The sequence below is a fragment of the Pseudomonas bubulae genome (genome assembly GCF_037023725.1).
Taxonomy (GTDB): domain Bacteria; phylum Pseudomonadota; class Gammaproteobacteria; order Pseudomonadales; family Pseudomonadaceae; genus Aquipseudomonas; species Aquipseudomonas bubulae.
In genome coordinates this window covers 3,992,453-4,010,820 of the sequence record NZ_CP146077.1, presented here as the reverse complement: position 1 = coordinate 4,010,820, position 18,368 = coordinate 3,992,453, and the positions used below count along the sequence as shown (strand labels likewise).

At 60.3% G+C, this 18,368-nt stretch carries 20 protein-coding genes; 13 read left to right on the top strand and 7 right to left on the bottom strand.

Going from position 1 to position 18,368, the window contains the following annotated elements; all coding sequences use genetic code 11:
* Nucleotides 1-50 precede the first annotated feature (50 nt).
* From ccmA to V6L81_RS18380, 10 genes are all read left to right on the top strand, one after another.
* Nucleotides 51-686: a cytochrome c biogenesis heme-transporting ATPase CcmA gene (ccmA, locus tag V6L81_RS18425; RefSeq protein WP_338660244.1), complete on the top strand. Its 636-nt coding sequence runs from the start codon at nt 51-53 to the stop codon at nt 684-686.
* Entirely contained in the window at nt 683-1,351 is a 669-nt protein-coding gene (gene ccmB, locus V6L81_RS18420; RefSeq protein ID WP_016781529.1) for a heme exporter protein CcmB, read from the top strand. The genes ccmA and ccmB overlap by 4 nt, the downstream gene beginning before the upstream one ends.
* A gap of 84 nt (nt 1,352-1,435) precedes the next feature.
* Complete coding sequence (locus V6L81_RS18415; RefSeq protein ID WP_176464856.1) at nt 1,436-2,194, top strand: heme ABC transporter permease; 759 nt, start codon at nt 1,436-1,438, stop codon at nt 2,192-2,194.
* The gene (ccmD, locus tag V6L81_RS18410; RefSeq protein ID WP_016781528.1) at nt 2,191-2,367 is read left to right on the top strand and encodes a heme exporter protein CcmD; all 177 of its coding nucleotides are present in this window, start codon (nt 2,191-2,193) and stop codon (nt 2,365-2,367) included. The genes V6L81_RS18415 and ccmD overlap by 4 nt, the downstream gene beginning before the upstream one ends.
* A complete protein-coding gene (ccmE, locus tag V6L81_RS18405) occupies nt 2,364-2,825 on the top strand; it encodes a cytochrome c maturation protein CcmE (RefSeq protein WP_016781527.1) in 462 nt (153 codons plus the stop codon). Before ccmD ends, ccmE begins: the two co-directional genes overlap by 4 nt.
* Nucleotides 2,825-4,810 (top strand): heme lyase CcmF/NrfE family subunit, encoded by a 1,986-nt coding sequence (locus V6L81_RS18400; RefSeq protein WP_338660243.1) that lies wholly within the window; start codon nt 2,825-2,827, stop codon nt 4,808-4,810. The genes ccmE and V6L81_RS18400 overlap by 1 nt, the downstream gene beginning before the upstream one ends.
* Nucleotides 4,807-5,343 carry a DsbE family thiol:disulfide interchange protein gene (locus V6L81_RS18395; protein ID WP_088377708.1) on the top strand — a complete coding sequence of 179 codons (537 nt, stop codon included), beginning with the start codon at nt 4,807-4,809 and terminating at the stop codon, nt 5,341-5,343. Before V6L81_RS18400 ends, V6L81_RS18395 begins: the two co-directional genes overlap by 4 nt.
* A complete protein-coding gene (locus V6L81_RS18390) occupies nt 5,340-5,816 on the top strand; it encodes a cytochrome c-type biogenesis protein (RefSeq protein ID WP_338660242.1) in 477 nt (158 codons plus the stop codon). Before V6L81_RS18395 ends, V6L81_RS18390 begins: the two co-directional genes overlap by 4 nt.
* A complete protein-coding gene (gene ccmI, locus V6L81_RS18385; protein ID WP_095021431.1) occupies nt 5,809-7,011 on the top strand; it encodes a c-type cytochrome biogenesis protein CcmI in 1,203 nt (400 codons plus the stop codon). Before V6L81_RS18390 ends, ccmI begins: the two co-directional genes overlap by 8 nt.
* A 130-nt stretch (nt 7,012-7,141) precedes the next feature.
* A complete protein-coding gene (locus tag V6L81_RS18380; protein WP_095002074.1) occupies nt 7,142-7,537 on the top strand; it encodes a hypothetical protein in 396 nt (131 codons plus the stop codon).
* A gap of 46 nt (nt 7,538-7,583) precedes the next feature.
* Here the strand turns inward: V6L81_RS18380 and V6L81_RS18375 are convergent, their stop codons facing one another.
* Entirely contained in the window at nt 7,584-8,306 is a 723-nt protein-coding gene (locus tag V6L81_RS18375) for an SDR family oxidoreductase (protein ID WP_095002073.1), read from the bottom strand.
* 414 nt (nt 8,307-8,720) lie between these two features.
* Between V6L81_RS18375 and V6L81_RS18370 the strand changes: the two genes are divergently transcribed.
* The 3 genes from V6L81_RS18370 (at nt 8,721) to V6L81_RS18360 (ending at nt 11,426) form a co-directional block, all read left to right on the top strand.
* Nucleotides 8,721-10,388 (top strand): sodium:solute symporter family protein, encoded by a 1,668-nt coding sequence (locus V6L81_RS18370; protein ID WP_095002072.1) that lies wholly within the window; start codon nt 8,721-8,723, stop codon nt 10,386-10,388.
* Complete coding sequence (locus V6L81_RS18365; protein WP_016781520.1) at nt 10,370-10,501, top strand: putative transporter small subunit; 132 nt, start codon at nt 10,370-10,372, stop codon at nt 10,499-10,501. The genes V6L81_RS18370 and V6L81_RS18365 overlap by 19 nt, the downstream gene beginning before the upstream one ends.
* Before the next feature lie 82 nt (nt 10,502-10,583).
* Nucleotides 10,584-11,426, top strand: a complete 843-nt coding sequence (locus V6L81_RS18360; RefSeq protein ID WP_095002071.1) for a PhzF family phenazine biosynthesis protein — start codon at nt 10,584-10,586, stop codon at nt 11,424-11,426.
* Nucleotides 11,427-11,429: 3 nt separating this feature from the next.
* Here the strand turns inward: V6L81_RS18360 and V6L81_RS18355 are convergent, their stop codons facing one another.
* From V6L81_RS18355 to hyi, 6 genes are all read right to left on the bottom strand, one after another.
* A complete protein-coding gene (locus V6L81_RS18355; RefSeq protein ID WP_338660241.1) occupies nt 11,430-13,367 on the bottom strand; it encodes a DNA topoisomerase III in 1,938 nt (645 codons plus the stop codon).
* A gap of 229 nt (nt 13,368-13,596) precedes the next feature.
* Nucleotides 13,597-14,604 (bottom strand): sulfate ABC transporter substrate-binding protein, encoded by a 1,008-nt coding sequence (locus V6L81_RS18350; RefSeq protein ID WP_095019582.1) that lies wholly within the window; start codon nt 14,602-14,604, stop codon nt 13,597-13,599.
* 93 nt (nt 14,605-14,697) lie between these two features.
* Entirely contained in the window at nt 14,698-15,519 is an 822-nt protein-coding gene (locus tag V6L81_RS18345; RefSeq protein ID WP_095002068.1) for an ion transporter, read from the bottom strand.
* A gap of 39 nt (nt 15,520-15,558) precedes the next feature.
* The gene (locus V6L81_RS18340) at nt 15,559-16,446 is read right to left on the bottom strand and encodes an urea transporter (protein WP_338660240.1); all 888 of its coding nucleotides are present in this window, start codon (nt 16,444-16,446) and stop codon (nt 15,559-15,561) included.
* A 143-nt stretch (nt 16,447-16,589) separates the two neighbouring features.
* Nucleotides 16,590-17,480 carry a 2-hydroxy-3-oxopropionate reductase gene (locus V6L81_RS18335; protein ID WP_046809691.1) on the bottom strand — a complete coding sequence of 297 codons (891 nt, stop codon included), beginning with the start codon at nt 17,478-17,480 and terminating at the stop codon, nt 16,590-16,592.
* Nucleotides 17,481-17,570: 90 nt separating this feature from the next.
* Entirely contained in the window at nt 17,571-18,353 is a 783-nt protein-coding gene (hyi, locus tag V6L81_RS18330; protein WP_095002066.1) for a hydroxypyruvate isomerase, read from the bottom strand.
* Nucleotides 18,354-18,368 lie beyond the last annotated feature (15 nt).

Genomic DNA, 18,368 nt, shown 5'->3' with positions numbered 1-18,368 from the left:
ACTTTAACGGCCATGCCTGCGCCGACTTGAACCGTGAAGGCCTCAATTACGTGACCAGCCCTCTTTTAGAAGCCGTAGCGCTCGCTTGTGAGCGTGACTGGCGGATGCTGTTCGAACACCTCGAATTGCGTCTGAGCAGCGGCGACATGCTGCAAATCAGCGGCCCCAACGGCAGCGGCAAAACCAGCCTGCTGCGCTTGTTGGCGGGCCTGATGCAGCCAACGGCTGGCGAAGTACGGCTTAACGGTATGGCCCTGAGCGCCCAACGTCATGAATTGACCAGCAACTTGCTGTGGATCGGCCATGCGGCGGGGATCAAGGATTTGCTCACGGCCGAAGAAAACCTCAGCTGGCTGTGCGCCTTGCATCGCCCGGCAAGCCGTGATGCCATCTGGGCTGCGTTGCACAAGGTCGGCTTGCAGGGCTTTGAGGATGTGCCTTGCCACACCTTGTCGGCAGGGCAGCAGCGCCGTGTGGCGCTGGCCCGCCTGTATCTGGACAGCCCACCGTTGTGGATTCTCGACGAGCCGTTTACCGCGCTCGATAAACAGGGCGTGGCGCAACTCGAAGAACACCTGGCCCGCCACTGCGAAAGCGGCGGCATGGTGGTGCTCACCACGCACCATACCTTGACCCGGATGCCGGCCGGTTACCGCAATATCGACCTGGGGCAGTGGGCTGTATGAGTGTGTTTGCCGTGTTGGTGGCGCGCGAAGCGCGTTTGCTGTTCCGTCGCCCGGCCGAATTGGCCAACCCGTTGGTGTTCTTCGCGATTGTCATCGCAATGTTTCCGCTGGCCGTTGGCCCGGAGACGAAATTGTTGCAAACCTTGTCTCCAGGACTGCTGTGGGTCGCGGCCCTTTTAGCGGTTTTGCTCTCGCTGGACGGGCTTTTCCGCAGTGATTTCGAGGACGGATCGCTTGAGCAGTGGGTCCTTTCGTCGCACCCCCTGCCTCTACTGGTACTGGCCAAGGTGCTGGCACACTGGGCGTTTTCCGGTCTGGCGCTGGTGATCCTGTCACCCCTGCTGGCCCTGATGCTCGGGCTGCCGGTGGCGTGCCTGCCGGTGTTGCTGATGTCGTTGCTGCTGGGGACGCCAGTGTTGAGCCTGCTTGGTGCCGTGGGCGCTGCCCTGACCGTGGGCCTCAAGCGCGGCGGCTTGCTGCTGGCGCTGCTGATTTTGCCTTTATATATCCCGGTATTGATCCTTGGTAGTGGCGCCCTGCAGGCGGCATTGCAGGGCATGCCTGCAACCGGTTATTTGCTGTGGCTTGGTAGCCTGACCGCCCTGGCTGTAACCCTGACACCTTTTGCAATAGCTGCCGGCCTGAAAATCAGCGTCGGCGAATAATGAGGTCTGGCCTGCGTGGGCCAGTAAAGACCCTGGCTGGCATGACAGCACACCTGTCGTGACCGGCACCGTGATGGAAGCAGCGTGATGAACTGGACTTGGTTTCACAAACTCGGCTCGCCCAAATGGTTCTATGCCATCAGTGGGCGGCTGTTGCCGTGGTTAAGCATTGCCGCCGTGTTGCTGATCACCTGCGGGGTGGTCTGGGGCCTGGCCTTTGCACCGCCGGACTACCAGCAGGGCAACAGCTTCCGCATCATCTATATCCATGTTCCTGCGGCCATGCTGGCGCAATCCTGCTACGTGATGCTGGCGGTGTGCGGTGTGGTAGGGCTGGTGTGGAAGATGAAAATCGCCGACGTGGCCCTGCAATCCGCCGCACCCATTGGCGCCTGGATGACAGCCGTGGCGCTGGTCACCGGTGCGGTGTGGGGCAAGCCGACCTGGGGCTCGTGGTGGGTCTGGGATGCGCGTCTGACCTCGATGCTGATTCTGCTGTTTCTGTACTTCGGCCTGATTGCCCTGGGCAACGCCATCACCAATCGCGACAGTGCGGCCAAGGCCTGCGCGGTGCTGGCGATTGTGGGCGTGATCAATATTCCGATCATCAAGTACTCGGTGGAGTGGTGGAACACCCTGCACCAGGGCGCGACCTTCACCCTGACCGAAAAACCGGCCATGCCCATGGAAATGTGGATGCCGCTGTTGCTCACGGTGCTGGGCTTTTATTGCTTCTTTGGCGCGGTGCTGCTGTTGCGCATGCGTCTTGAGGTGCTCAAGCGCGAGGCCCGCAGTAGCTGGGTCAAGGCTGAGGTGTTGAAAGCTCTGGAGGGTGCGCGATGAGTTTTGCTTCTTTTGGCGACTTTCTCGCCATGGGCCATCACGGGGTATATGTCTGGTCGGCCTATGGCATTTGCCTGGCGGTGCTGGGGTTGAACGTGGCACTGCCAATCATGGCGCGCCGGCGTTATCTGCAACAAGAGGCGCGTCGTTTGCGTCGGGAGAATTCGAAGTGAATCCGCTGCGCAAAAAACGCTTGATCATCATCCTGGCGATTCTGGTAGGGGTCGGCGCTGCCGTGGCCCTGGCCCTGAGCGCCTTGCAGCAGAACATCAACCTGTTTTACACCCCGACCCAGATCGCCAATGGCGAAGCACCATTGGATACCCGGATCCGTGCCGGTGGCATGGTCGAGGACGGTTCGCTCAAGCGTTCAGGTGACTCGCTGGACGTGCAGTTTGTGGTCACCGATTTCAACAAGTCGGTGACCATCCAGTATCGCGGCATCCTCCCGGACCTGTTCCGTGAAGGGCAGGGCATCGTCGCGCTGGGCAAGCTCAATGCCCAGGGTGTGGTGGTGGCTGATGAAGTGCTGGCCAAACACGACGAAAAATACATGCCGCCCGAAGTGACCAAGGCGCTGAACGAAAGTGGCCAATCCGCGCCTGTGCCTGCAAGTGAGGGTAAGTACTGATGTCTGGACTCTATATTCCCGAATTGGGCCATCTGGCCATGATTCTGGCCCTGTGCTTTGCCATCGTGCAGGCCATTGTGCCGCTGCTGGGCGCCTGGCGCGGCGACAAATTGTGGATGAGCCTGGCGCAACCCGCTGCCTGGGGGCAATTTTCCTTCTTGTTGTTCTCCTTTGCCTGCCTGACCTATGCCTTTATGGCCGATGACTTTTCGGTGGCGTACGTAGCCAGCAACTCGAACAGCGCGTTGCCGTGGTACTTCAAGTTCAGCGCGGTGTGGGGTGCCCACGAAGGCTCGCTGTTGTTGTGGGCGATGATCCTCGGCGGCTGGACCTTTGCCGTGTCGATCTTTTCGCGGCAGCTGCCACAAGTGATGCTGGCGCGGGTGCTGGCAATCATGGGCATGATCAGTGTCGGCTTCCTGCTGTTTTTGATCCTGACCTCAGATCCTTTCGTGCGCTTGCTGCCGCAGATTCCTTCGGATGGCAACGACCTTAACCCGCTACTGCAGGACATTGGCCTGATTGTTCACCCGCCAATGCTGTACATGGGCTATGTCGGTTTCTCCGTGGCTTTTGCCTTTGCCATTGCTGCCTTGCTCGGCGGTCGGCTGGACGCAGCCTGGGCGCGCTGGTCGCGTCCATGGACCATCGTGGCATGGGCCTTCCTCGGCATCGGCATCACCCTGGGTTCATGGTGGGCTTATTACGAGCTTGGCTGGGGCGGCTGGTGGTTCTGGGATCCGGTAGAAAATGCTTCGTTCATGCCATGGTTGGTGGGTACGGCGCTGATTCACTCGCTGGCCGTGACCGAAAAGCGCGGTGTGTTCAAGAGCTGGACCGTACTGCTGGCGATAGCTGCGTTTTCCCTGAGCCTGCTGGGTACGTTCCTGGTGCGTTCCGGCGTGTTGACCTCGGTGCATGCGTTCGCTTCCGACCCAGAGCGCGGCGTATTCATCCTGATCTTCCTGCTGTTTGTGGTCGGCGGTTCGCTGACCCTGTTTGCCCTGCGTGCGCCGGTGGTGAAAAGCCATGTCAGTTTCAAGCTGTGGTCCCGTGAGACCCTGCTGTTGGGCAACAACCTGATCCTGGTGGTGGCCGCGTCGATGATTCTGCTCGGCACCCTGTACCCACTGATTCTGGATGCCATCAGTGGCGCCAAGATGTCAGTGGGCCCGCCGTACTTCAACGCCCTGTTTATCCCGCTCATGGCTTTGCTGATGGTGGTGATGGCCGTCGGAGTGCTGGTGCGCTGGAAAGACACTCCGGTCAAATGGTTGTTGGGCATGCTCACCCCCGTACTGCTGGGCAGCGCCGCGCTGTCGGCAATTGCCGGAGTGGCCTATGGCGACTTCAACTGGGCGGTGCTGACCACCTTTATGCTGGCGGCCTGGGTGCTGCTGGCCGGGGTGCGTGACATCGGTGACAAAACCCGTCACAAGGGCCTGATCAAAGGCGTGCGCAGCCTGACCCGCAGCTACTGGGGCATGCAGATTGCCCACCTGGGTATCGCCGTGTGTGCGCTGGGGGTGGTGTTGTCGAGCCAGCACAGTGCCGAGCGCGACTTGCGCCTGGCACCGGGCGAGTCGATGGAGCTTGGCGGTTATCACTTTATTTTTGAAGGCGCCAAGCACTTCCAGGGTCCGAACTTTACGTCTGACAAAGGTACCGTGCGTGTCATCCGCAATGGCAAGGAAGTCAGCGTACTGCACCCGGAAAAACGCCTCTACACGGTGCAGAACTCGATGATGACCGAAGCCGGGATCGACGCCGGTTTCACCCGTGACCTCTATGTTGCGCTGGGTGAGCCCCTGGACAACGGCGCCTGGGCTGTGCGGGTGCATGTGAAACCGTTTGTGCGCTGGATCTGGTTTGGCGGTCTGCTCACAGGCTTTGGTGGATTGCTGGCAGCGATGGATCGTCGCTACCGGGTCAAGGTGAAAAGCCGCGTGCGTGAAGCACTGGGCATGACAGGAGCCACGGCATGAGACGTTGGTTGATGCTGGTCCCGCTGGCCGTTTTTCTCGGTATGGCGTGGTTTCTCTACCGGGGCTTGTATCTGGACCCGACCGAGCTGCCGTCGGCGATGATCGACAAGCCGTTCCCGGCCTTCAGCCTGCCTTCGGTGGAGGGGGACAAAACCCTCACCGAAGCTGACCTCAAGGGCAAGCCTGCGCTGGTCAACGTGTGGGCTACCTGGTGCATTTCATGCCGGGTCGAGCACCCGGTGCTGACCAAACTGGCCGATCAGGGTGTACTGATCTACGGCGTGAACTACAAAGACGTCAACGAAGATGCGAAGAAGTGGCTCAAGGATTTCCACAACCCTTATCAGCTGGACATCAACGACGCAGACGGCTCCCTGGGCCTGAATCTGGGCGTGTACGGCGCTCCTGAGACATTCCTGATCGACAGCAAGGGCATCATCCGCCACAAGTTTGTCGGCGTGATCGACGAGACCGTGTGGCGTGAGCAGCTTGCGGGTAAATATCAGGCACTGGTTGACGAGGCCAAACCATGAAGCGCTGGCTAGCCGCCGTGGTTTTCGGTTTGACCCTGGCCGGGGTTGCCCATGCCGCCATCGATACCTACGAGTTTGCCAACGACGCCGAGCGCGACCGTTTTCGTGAGCTGACCAAGGAACTGCGCTGCCCCAAGTGTCAGAACCAGGACATCGCCGACTCCAACGCCCCTATTGCCACCGACCTGCGCCGCGAGATCTATCGCATGCTCGGTGAAGGCAAGGACAACCAGCAGATCCTCGATTTCATGGTCGCCCGCTACGGCGATTTCGTGCTCTATAAACCGGCCCTGACGCGCAAGACCGCAGTGCTCTGGTTTGGCCCGCTGGCCCTGCTGGTGGGCGGTCTGGTGGTGATTGGCGTCATCGTCGGGCGCCGTCGTCGTACAGAGCAGGTTGAAGGCTCGGACACACTTTCTGCCGAGGAGCGCAAGCGCCTCGACACTTTGCTGGATAAAACCAAAGATGATTGATTTCTGGCTCGCAGCAGGCTTGCTGCTACTGATAGCCCTCAGCTTTTTATTGATCCCGGTATTGCGCGGGCGCCGTGCCCAGCGCGAAGAAGACCGTACCGCTTTGAACGTTGCCTTGTATCAAGAGCGGGTGGCCGAGTTGCAAGCCCAGCGCGAAGAGGGCGTGTTGACCGCTGAACAGTTCGAAACCGGCCGCGCCGAAGCGGCCCGCGAATTGCTCGCGGACACCGAAGGTGTGGCGCCGGGGCGGGTGTCCAGTCTGGGCAAGGCCATTCCGTTGTTGGCCGCAGTGCTGGTGCCGGTGCTGGGCTTGAGCCTGTACCTGCATTTTGGTTCCAGCGACAAGGTCGAATTGACCCGCGAGTTCTCCCAGCCGCCGCAATCCCTTGAAGAAATGGTCGCGCGCCTTGAGCGTGCCGCGGCTGCGCAACCTGACTCGGCCGAAGGCCTGTACTTCCTGGGCCGTGCCTATATGGCACAAAACCGTCCTGCGGATGCGGCCAGGGTGTTCGAACGCGCGGCCAACCTGGCCGGTCGTCAGCCCGAGTTGCTGGGCCAGTGGGCACAGGCGCAGTACTTTGCCGACGATAAAAAGTGGAGCGACAAAATCCAGGCGCTGACCGATGAAGCCTTGAAGGCCGACCCGAAGGAAGTCACCAGCCTGGGCCTGCTGGGCATCGCCGCCTTCGAGGACCAGCGCTTCGAACAGGCCATTGGCTACTGGCAACGGTTGATGACCGAACTGCCTGAAGGCGACGCCTCCCGTGCGGCGCTGGAAGGGGGTATTGCAAAGGCCCGTGAGCAACTGCAGGCCAGCGGTGGCAAGGTTGAAACTGCACCTGTGGCCAAGGCGATGGCCTCGATCAAGGTCAACGTGGATCTGGCCGATGCGGTCAAGGCCAGTGCCTTGCCGGGTGACAGCGTGTTTATCTTTGCCCGTGCGGTCTCCGGCCCGCCGGCACCGTTGGCGGTCAAGCGCGTGACTGTGGCGGACCTGCCGATCACGGTTGAGCTGGGCGATGTCGACGCAATGATGCCGCAATTGAAACTGTCCAACTTTCCTGAAGTCCAATTAATGGCACGCATCTCCCGTGCTGGCCAGCCAACAGCAGGCGAGTGGGTAGGGCGCAGCCAGCCGCTGTCCAGCAGCACTCGGGAGCTGCAACAACTGACCATCGACAGCCCGGATAAATAAATGCCCCGAATGTGGCAGCGGGCTTGCTCGCGATGCAGACGACGCGGTCCTCCAGTGAATCCGCATTGATTGAATCGCGAGCAAATCCGCTGCCACAGGGGGTCTTAGCTGACTTACAAGAGAAGCCGCCATGGCCGTATTCGCCCGTATTACCTTGCTCGCGCTAGCTCTAGGCCTGAGCGCCTGTGCGGTTCAACAGCCTTACGAACCGCCTGCGCCAACAACGCCGATGCCGCAGCCGACACCCCAGCCCTCGGGCAAGCCCCTGCCGGACATGCCGATTCCCAAGGCGCCAAAACCGTTGCCGCGCACCTCGGCGACCTTTGCGCCGCCGCCGGGCGGGCCTAGCCACTGGGATGCGCGCCTGGGCGTGTATGTGCTGGATAACCAGACCAATATCTTCTACCGCCAGCGCGCCTACTACCGCTGGGACAACGGCTGGAGCCGCGCGGTGAGCCCCAACGGGCCGTGGGAAGAGACCGATATCAGCGGCGTACCGCCGGGGTTGAGTCGGCAGTTCAAGTAAAGCCAAGCGGCGACCTTCGGGTCGCCGTTTTGGTTTGGGGCTGTGGTTAAAACGCCGCCTTGCCCACCGATGCGCCACCATCGACAAACAGCGTCTGGCCGGTAATAAAACCGCTGCTCTCAGACAGTAGAAAGGCAATCGCCGAGGCGATTTCTGCGGGCTGGCCCAGACGTGCCATTGGCACGCCTGCCAGATAGCGGGCTTCGCCAGCCGATCCTGGGGGGTTGTTGGCGCGGAACAGCTCCGTCTCGGTCGGGCCGGGGGCCACGGCGTTTACGGTTATGCCTGTTTGTGCCAGTTCCAGGGCCCAGGAGCGGGTAAAGCTCACCAGCGCCGCCTTGGCCGCCGCGTATGCGGTGCGCTGGGTGATGCCGAGTACGGTCAGGCTGGAAATATTCACGACTCGCCCCCAGCCCCGGCTGCGCATGCCGGGCAGTAAGGCTTGAGTGGCTTGCAACGCCGAATGCAGGTTAACTCGCATGACGTCATCGAATGCATCCAGATCAATTTCGCCCAATGCTTGCGGGCGCACCAGGCCGACGTTGTTGACCAGCCCGTCGAAGGCGAAACGTTCGCTGAGTTCCTTGAGTACCTGTGCGCTGCGTTCGCGGTCGGCCAGATCAAGGGCGACCAGTGTGCCGGGGAAATCCGGGTCGTCTGCATTGCGGGCTATGCCCACCACGGTGTGGCCTGCCTGGGCCAGATGTTCGCACAACGCGCGACCGATGCCTTTGCTGGCGCCGGTGACAAGGTAGGTACGTTGGGTCATGGTGTGCTCCCTATTTAAAGACGGTGAGCATGATACCTTGGCAAGCGCTTGTGGGAGCGGGCAGGTTTGCGAGGCGCTTTTAGTGGCGGCCTGTCTCGGCCTCTTCCGGTCACCCCCTAAATCTGTATACTTCTTTTCCGTTCGTGTCAGGGCTTTGTGCATCTGATACCGGACTTATCTCCCGGCACCTTGCCGGCCATTGCTGCAAGCACCGGCTCAACGTGCTAGCGCACGCTTTGCCTTTTGACCTGGAACGCCTCTTGCGTTCCGTCACTTGCCAGCCATCACTTTGACAACCCACGGACCGCTGTCCGCTATCGCCTGCCTGTCAGGAAACCCGGGTTGTTGCACCTGCCGATTTCGGCCTTTCGTTGCGTCTGTAACGACTGTGTGCGCATAAGAAAGGAGAAAGGAATGTTCCAACTTTCCACCCTCACCGTGTTGCTGCTTCTGTTCTGTTTTTATGGCCTGACCTTTTTGGTGTCGTTGCGCGTGGGGCGCAAGGACGAAAACGTCGACGGCTATATGGTCTCCAATAACTCCATCGGCTTTGGCATGTCGGCCGCCAGCATGACGGCCACCTGGATCTGGGCCGCTTCCTTTTACGCCGCCGCCAGTGCGGGCTACAAGTTTGGTCTCTCGGGGGCGTTGCACTATGGCTTCTGGGGCGCGCTGATGATTCTGTTTATCTACCCCTTTGGCCGGCGTTTCCGGCAACTGGCGCCCAAGGCCCATACCCTGGCGGAGATCATGCACGCACGGCACGGGCGTTCCAGCCAGATGATTCTGGCGGGTTCCAATATCGTCGGCAGTCTGATCAGCCTGATGGTCAATTTCACCGCCGCCGGGGCACTGGTCGCGGTGCTGTCGCCGCTGAGCTTTACCCATGGTGTGCTTATCGCCGGTGTCGGGATTCTGACTTACACCATCTGGTCAGGGTTTCGCTCATCGGTGCTTACTGATTTCGGCCAGCTATTCGCCATGATCTTCGCTGCGGTGGTGATTATTCCGATTATTTTCTTCCAGTTGGGCGGCCCTGAAATCTTCGCCCAGGGCATGCCGAGGATCACCCCCGAGCAAGCCAGCTTCTATTCGAAAACCGCGATTCTGGAGCAGGGCGCACCTTACTTCGTGGCCGTGCTGGCCTACGCCATTGGTAACCAGACCATCGCCCAGCGGCTGTTTGCCGTGCGTGAAGACTTGATGAAGTCGACATTCGTCACCGCCACCATCGGTTATGCCTCGATTGTGATCGGGCTGGGCATGCTGGGGTTTCTGGCCCTGCTGGCAGGTATCGAGCCGCAGGATGGCGACCTCAATAACCTGATCCCGCAAATGGCCTCGACCTACTTGCCGCCGTTTGCGGTGGGGCTGTTTTTCATCATGGTGATCGGTTCGCTGTCGTCCACGGCGGATTCCGACCTGTCCGCCTTGTCGGCGCTGGTGATGACTGACGTGTATGGCAAGAACATAGCCAAGGGCAAACCCAATCCAAAAACCATGTTGTTTGTCGGGCGCCTGACCATGGTGCTGGCAACCATGCTGGCGATGATTTTTGCCAGCATGAAACTCGATATCCTGACCATGCTGATTTTTGTCGGCGCGCTATGGGGCGCGATTGTCTTTCCTGTTATTGCCAGCCTGTATTGGCAGCGGATTACCAACGCGGCCTTTACCAGTGCAGCGATTGCCGGGTTTGTGATGTTTTTGGTCGCCCGCTTCGAATTGTTGCAGATGCAAGGTGCGGTGGCGCTGTTCTTCGAACTCTGTGCCTCGATCGGCGGCGGGGTGGTGATTGGCCTGATGGCGTTCGGCTTTTTTGGCAAGCGCGTGGGCTTTGTGATGGGCGGATTGGCGTTCTTGGTACTGGCGCCATTCGCGTTCGGTTTTCTCCGCGATTACCCGGTGTTGCTCAGTTCATTGACCGCTTACGGTGTCAGCACCGTGGTGTGTGTGCTGGTGAGCTTGCTGGCCAATGAAACCTTTGATTTTGACTGTATCAACGAACGTGTTGTGGCCTTCCACCACACCGTCGAACCTGCCACTGAAAAAGGAGCCACCCCATGTCCAGTTTCGCTTTGACCCTGTATGTCCTGATCTGGCCGGCCATTGCCGGGGCCGTAATGTTGACCCTGTGCGTCAGCCTGTGGCGCGATATGCGCAAGGCCAAGCGTGAGGGTACGGATCTGGTCTGAATGTTTGATGGGGTAGCCGCTGCCTCGCCAGCGGCTACGCAAATTGTGTAGGGTGCTTGCTGATCACTATCAGGAGCCGGTCATGCGCCCATTCGAATTCAAGCAAGTTGACGTTTTCAGCAGCGTTGCCCTCAAGGGCAACCCGGTGGCCGTGGTGTTGAATGCCGACAGCCTGAGTGACACGCAAATGGCCGACTTTGCGCGCTGGACCAATCTGAGTGAAACCACTTTTGTGCTCAAGCCGCAAAACCCTGATGCCGATTACCGCCTGCGAATTTTTACCACTCTCAACGAGCTGCCTTTTGCTGGCCACCCTACGCTGGGCAGTTGCCACGCCTGGCTGGAAGCCGGCGGCGTGCCCCGTGGTCAAGAGATCGTGCAGGAGTGCGCCGCGGGGTTGATCCGTCTTCGTCGCCAGGCCGGGCAACTGGCTTTTACTGCACCGCCCCTGTTGCGTACGGGTGCTGTTGAGGGGGATTTGCTGCAGCGTATCTGCCGTGGCCTGGGCATCGAGGCGCAGGCGGTGGTGCAGGCGCGTTGGGTCGATAATGGCCCGGGCTGGGTGGCGTTGATGTTGCGTGACCGTGAGCAGGTGCTGGCTTTAGAGCCCGATTACTCGCAGTTGCTCGGACTGTCGATCGGTGTGGTTGCCCCTTGGCAGCCTGAACTCGATGGCGACGAGGCGCAGTTTGAAGTGCGCGCATTCTGTGCCGGCGAGGGCATGCCCGAAGATCCGGTGACCGGTAGCCTGAATGCCGGGCTGGCGCAGTGGCTGATCGGCGCAGGCCTTGCCCCGGCGCATTATGTGGCCAGCCAGGGTACGGCAATGGGGCGGGCAGGGCGGGTGTCGATCGAGCAGATCGGCGAGGATATCTGGGTGGGCGGCCCGGCGGTGACCTGTATTAGCGGGCAATTGACGCTCTGAGCCTCATGCCCCTTTTGCTTTCACCGCCCGCTTGGGTCTGGCCTTGCCCGTAGCGGCCTTGCGTTTCTTCTTCCAGGCTGGCGCCGCACCGGCCGGGCTGGCCGGACCGCTGATCGTCATGGTCATGGCGCTGCAACGTTCGATATGTTTGCTCATCCACGCCGCCTGTTTGGCGACGAATACGTCGAGGGTCATTTCGCCGCTTTGCACCATGTCCAGCGCCTGCTCCCAGATGGCCGTGGTGCCGGGGTCGGCAATGGCGCGCGGTACCGCGTCGATCAGGCTAAAGGCGGGGGCGGTCGCCGCCAGGGCCTTGCCTTTTTTGCTCAGGTAACCGCGATCGAGCAAGCCCTGGATGATGCCGGCGCGGGTGGCTTCGGTGCCGATACCGGTGGTGTCCTTGAGTTTTTGCTTGAGCAGCGGGTCCTGCACCAGCTTGGCGACGTTTTTCATCGCCTTGATCAGGTCGCCTTCGGTGAACGGCTTGGGCGGCTGGGTCCACAAGTCCTTGAGGTTGACCGCGGCAATCGCGCAGTCCAGCCCTTCGCGCAATAACGGCAGGGGCTGTGGAGCAGGGGCTTCGCGACCTTTGGCCGGGGCCAGTGCTTCGGGCAGGGCGCGCTTCCAGCCGGGCTCGACGATCTGCTTGCCGACGGCCCGCAGGTTTTGCCCTACACAATCAAAGTCGGCCTGGGTGCGGTCGTATTCATGGTTGGGCAGAAACTGCGCGAGGTAGCGTGCGCGAATCAGCGTATATACCGCGCGATGTTTGCCGCTCAGGCGTTCAATATTCTTTGCAGCAGCTGTAGGAATGATGCCGTGGTGGGCGCTGACTTTTGCGTCGTTCCAGGCCCGTGAACGGCGCTGCGGGTCCAGATGGCTGGCCAGTGGTGCCAGTGACGGATCGGCCTGCTGCAAGGCGCTGAGAATCGACGCGGCTTCGCCGTGCTGGCTCTGTGGCAAGTAGCCGCAATCGCTGCGCGGATAGGTGACGACCTTGTAGGTTTCGTACAGGGCCTGGGCAATATCGAGGGTTTCCTGGGCGCCGAGGCCGAGCTTTTTTGAACACACTTCCTGCAGCGTGCCCAGATCGAACGGCAATGGCGCGACTTCACGCATGCGCTCGGTGCGCAGCTTGATCACCCGGGCGCTGCTGGCGTTTTGCATTGCACTTGCGGCCTGTTGGGCGTGGGCCGGGTTGAGGCAGCGGTCCTGGTCGTCGCAGGTGTCGGGATCGGCCCGCCATTGCGCGGTGAATAACTGCCCGTCGTGCCTGAGCTGTACGTCTATGGCCCAGTAGGCCACGGGGATAAAGTCGCTGATGCTGCGATCACGATCGACCACCAGCCGCAGCGTAGGGGTCTGCACACGGCCCACTGGCAATACGCCTTGATAGCCCGACTGGCGGCCGAGCAGGGTAAACAGGCGGCTCATGTTCATGCCGATCAACCAGTCGGCCCGCGAGCGGCCGAGGGCCGAATGATAGAGGTTGAAGGTTTCGCTGCCGGGCTTGAGCGCAGCCAGGGCCTTGCGGATCGAGGCGTCGTCCAGGGCCGACAGCCACAGGCGCTGGATGGGGCCGCGGTAGCGGCAGTGCTCGACCAGTTCGCGGGCAATCATCTCGCCTTCGCGGTCGGCGTCGGTGGCGATGACCAGTTCTGTGGCTTCACCGAGCAGGCGCTTGACGGCCTTGAACTGGCTGGCGGTCTTGGGCTTGACGCGCATTTTCCATTTTTCCGGAATGATCGGCAGGTCAGCCAGAACCCAGCGCTTGTAGCGCTCATCGTAGGCGTCGGGCGGGGCGGTTTCGAGCAGGTGACCGATGCACCAGGTGACGGTGGCATTGGCGCCCACCCAGCAGCCATCACCGCGGCGGCTGGCACCGAGCACGGCGGCAATATCTTTGGCCTGGGAGGGTTTTTCACACAGAAACAGCCGCATCGCTCAACTCATTCACGCATCGCAGAAGATGCACAGCATGGGCAGAGACAGGCGCGAGAGCAAGTTTTTTTACTGTTGATATGTACAGGCTTTTGCAGGTACTGCAAAACCTGGGGGAGTTGGCTTGCCTGCGATGCAGGCGAGGGGGGCAGTCAGGCGTGCCGGGGGCATCCCTTCGCGAGCAAGCCCGCTCCCACAATGGAAGGCGGGCTTGCAACAGGACAGGGGATTATTGCGCGTTGTAGATCTGGTCGAACACGCCACCGTCGTTGAAGTACTTTTTCTGCACGTCGCGCCAGTCGCCGAAGGTTTTTTCAACCGACAGGAAGTCGACTTTCGGGAAGCGGTCGTTGTACTTGGCGAGAATTGCCTGGTCACGCGGGCGCAGGTAGTTTTTAGCAGCGATTTCCTGGCCTTCAGGCGACCACAGGTACTTGAGGTAGGCTTCGGCCGTGGCGCGGGTGCCTTTTTTGTCGACCACTTTGTCCACTACCGTCACAGGCGGCTCGGCTTCTGCCGATACGCTCGGGTAGATCACTTCGAACTGGTCGCGACCAAATTCACGGGCGATCATTTCCGCCTCGTTTTCGAACGTCACCAGCACATCGCCGATCTGATTGGTCATAAAGGTGGTGGTGGCTGCACGACCGCCGGTATCAAGCACTGGAGCCTGCTTGAACAACTTGGCCACAAAGTCCTTGGCCTTGGTTTCGTCACCGCCGTTTTTCAGTACATAGCCCCAGGCCGACAGGAAGGTGTAGCGGCCGTTACCCGAGGTTTTCGGGTTGGGTACGATGACCTGTACGCCGTCCTTGAGCAGGTCGGGCCAGTCTTTCAGAGCCTTGGGGTTGCCCTTGCGCACGATGAAAACGGTGGCCGAGGTAAACGGTGCGCTGTTGTCCGGCAGGCGGGTGACCCAGTTTTCCGGGACCAGATGGCCGTTGTCGGCCAGGGCATTGATGTCGGTGGCCATGTTCATGGTGATCACGTCCGCCGGCAAGCCATCGATGACCGAGCGGGCCTGTTTGCTGGAACCACCAAATGACATTTGTACGTTGAGCTTTTCGCCGTTGTGTTCTTGTGCCCAGTGCTTCTGGAAGGCTGCGTTGTAGTCTTTGTAGAAATCACGCATCACATCGTAGGACACGTTTAGCAGTGGCGGTGGGGTCGCTGCACTCGCGACACTGCCAAGGGCCAGGCCAGCGGCCAGAATTGAGGCACTAAAGAGTTTTTTCACTGCGCATTCCTTGTTATAGGGAGCAATAAGGGCAAATTGCCAGTAACTATAGCGACTGTCGCATAGTCCTTAAAAGATTAAAAAGTGCTGTGGTTATGCTTTTTTCGTAAAAAGAGCATTGCCGCACCGTGAACAAAAAGACGCCGATTGTTCGTGAGTGTTCTTTTTGCAGGTCGGGCAGTCGTGCTTGAGTTGCTCGCCACGCATGGCGTTGGCCAATTCGGCAGTGAAGATGCCGGTGGGCACGGCAATGATCGAGTAGCCGGTGATCATCACCATCGCCGAGATCACTTGCCCCAGTACGGTTTTGGGCACTATGTCACCAAAACCCACAGTCGTCAGGGTGACAATGGCCCAATAGATACTTACCGGAATACTGGTAAAGCCGTTTGCAGGTCCTTCGACCACATACATCAGACTGCCGAACACCGTAACCAGGGTGGAGACGCTGACCAGGAACACGATGATTTTTTGCTTGCTGCCGCGCAGCGCCGAGAGCAGATAGTTGGCCTGGCTCAGGTAGGGGCGCAGCTTGAGGATACGAAAAATCCGCAACATGCGAATGATGCGGATGATCAACAGGTACTGCGCGTCGCTGTAATAGATCGCCAGAATCCCCGGCACAATGGCCAGCAAATCCACCAGGCCGTAGAAGCTGAAGGCGTAACGCAGAGGTTTGGGCGAGCAATACAGACGCAGGCCATATTCCACGGCGAATACAAAGGTGAAACCCCACTCGATATAGGCCAGCAGTTTGGCGTAGTCGCGGTGAATGCTGTTGATGCTGTCGAGCACCACGACCACCAGACTGCACAGGATGATCAGCAGCAGGGCGGTGTCGAAACGCCGCCCCGCCGGGGTATCGGCCTGAAAGACCATCACATACAAGCGCTGGCGCCAGTCATTGTTATCCATGCAGGTTGCTCGATGCCCAAAGGTCAGAAGGTTCGAGTATTAACGCTCAATGCGCAACCTGCATTGTTCTTGTGCAGGGTGCAGGATGCGCACACTGGCGTGCACCAGCCAGCATCCGAGGATAAAGGGTGCGGTCAGAGGGGCGAGGCCCAGGGCAATAAAGCCCGGGGTGATCAGCAAGGTCACGATAATCCCCGCCACGGGCAGCCAGGGACGCCGTGCTTGCTGACTCAGGGCCAATGCGGCGAGTGCCGGGTTGTAGCCGGCCAGGCCGTCCAGTGCAGCCGCGCTGTCCTGTTGATACAAGGCAAACAGCATGCCGGCCAGTGAACCGGTGATGGCCCATAGTGCCGCGCGCCAGTTGCTCAGCCACAGGCCGATCACAATCAGCAACCCGGCCAGCGGGTGTGGCAGCAGCATGACCTGGGCAATGCCCTTGAATAGCCCCTGTGCCAGTGTGAGGCCATTGACGGCCTGGGTGTGGTCCATGGCTTGTGCAGGCGGGTTGGTCAGGTGCAGCAGGATCCAGCCAATACCCACAAACGGCGCGGTGTAGGCCAGCAGGCTTTGCCCGGGGGTGGCGCGCTTGAGCCACTGGTGCACGAGCATCGTACTCAGTCCGGCACTGGCAATGATCAGCAAGGGCAACAGGGCAGACCATTCAAGCTGGTGGCTTATCAGCAAGCCCAGCAAGACACCGCTGTAGCTGTACAGACCCGCCTGGCGTTCGGCCTTGGGATAGTCGCGCCGTTGCGCGGTGAGGAGCCCGGCAATACCGCCGAGCAAGGCGCCACCAAGCAGGGTGGGGGCACTGATCAGAATGGCCAGCAGGCACAGCACGCCGCACAGAGGATGACGCTGGAGGAAGATCTGGCCGAAACCGGCGCACAGGGCCGTCGCCCAGTCGGGGCAGGGGTTTGAACTCATGATTGTTACCTGGTAGTCGCAGCCGAGGCACGAAGGCTGCGAGCTCTTGATTGGCTCCCTGCATGATCAAGAACTCGCAGCCTTCGTGCCTCGGCAGCGACTACAAGTAGTGCGGTCTCCCCAAAAAGGGCAGACCGGTGGGCTTACTTGTCGCGAATCGAGAAGTTGGCCATGTGTTCCAGGCCCTTGATCAGCGCCGAGTGGTCCCAGTTGCTGCCACCGATAGCCGCGCAGGTGCTGAACACTTGCTGGGCATTGGCGGTGTTGGGCAGGTTGATCCCCAACTCACGGGCACCGGCCAGGGCCAGGTTGAGGTCTTTTTGATGCAGGCTGATACGGAAGCCCGGGTCAAAAGTGCCCTTGATCATGCGCTCGCCGTGCACTTCGAGGATTTTCGAGGAGGCAAAGCCACCCATCAGCGCTTCGCGAACCTTGGCCGGGTCAGCGCCGTTTTTCGCGGCAAATACCAGCGCTTCGGCCACGGCCTGGATATTCAGGGCGACGATGATCTGGTTGGCTACCTTGGCGGTTTGACCGTCGCCATTGCCGCCCACCAGGGTGATGTTCTTGCCCATGCTCTGCAGCAGCGGCAGGGCGCGGGCGAAGGTTTTTTCGTCACCGCCGACCATGATGCTCAGTGAGCCGGCCTTGGCGCCAACTTCACCGCCGGATACCGGCGCGTCGAGGTACTGAGCACCCTTGGCGTTGATTTTTTCGGCGAACGCTTTGGTGGCCGTAGGCGAGATCGAACTCATGTCGATCACCACCTTGTTCGGGCTCAGGCCCGCGGCGATGCCGTCTTCACGAAACAGCACATCCTCAACCTGAGGGGTATCCGGCACCATGACGATGATGAATTCGGCTTCCTGGGCCACTTCTCGCGGGCTGGCCAGGGCGATTGCGCCAGCGGCAACCAGATCGGCCGGTGCGGCACCGTGATGGGTCGACAGAAACAGGCTGTGCCCGGCCTTTTGCAGGTTGCTGGCCATGGGTGAGCCCATGATGCCCGTGCCGATAAATCCGATTTTAGCCATGACAAATCCTCTTGTTTTTCTTAGGGCGATTCAGAGTAGGTGGTCTGATGTGGGAGCGGGCTTGCTCGCGATGGGATCGCTCCCACAGAGTTACACCGCGTTATGGGTCTTGAGCCACGCCAGACCGGCCTCGGTGCTGGTCAGCGGCTTGTACTCACAGCCAACCCAACCCTGATAGCCGATGCGGTCCAGGTGATCGAACAAAAAGCGGTAGTTGATTTCGCCGGTGCCCGGTTCGTGGCGACCAGGGTTATCGGCCAGCTGGATATGGTTGATCTGCGGCAGATGAGTCTGCATGGTGCGGGCCAGGTCACCCTCCATGATTTGCATGTGGTAGATGTCGTATTGCAGGAACAGATTGCTGCTGCCGACCTTTTCCTGGATCGCCAGCGCCTGCTGGGTGTTGTTCAGGTAAAAGCCGGGGATGTCGAGGGTGTTGATCGACTCCATCACCAGCTTGATGCCGACTGCCTGCAGCTTGTCGGCGGCGTATTTGAGGTTGGCGACGAAGGTTTTTTCGACCGTGGCGTCGTCCACGCCCTGGGGGCGGATGCCGGCCAGGCAGTTGATCTGGTCGTTGCCCAGCACTTGCGCGTAAGCGATGGCCAGGTCGACCCCGGCGCGGAACTCTTCAACCCGGTCCGGCAGGCAGGCAATCCCGCGCTCGCCCTTGGCCCAGTCACCGGCCGGCAGGTTGAACAGCACCTGGGTCAGTTTATTGGCATCGAGCTGGGCCTTGATATCGGCCGAGTTGTAATCGTAAGGGAACAGGTATTCAACGCCATGAAAACCAGCGTTGGCGGCCGCTTGAAAACGGACAAGAAAATCCTGCTCGGTGAACAGCATGGACAGGTTGGCGGCAAAACGCGGCATGGTGAACTCCTGCTT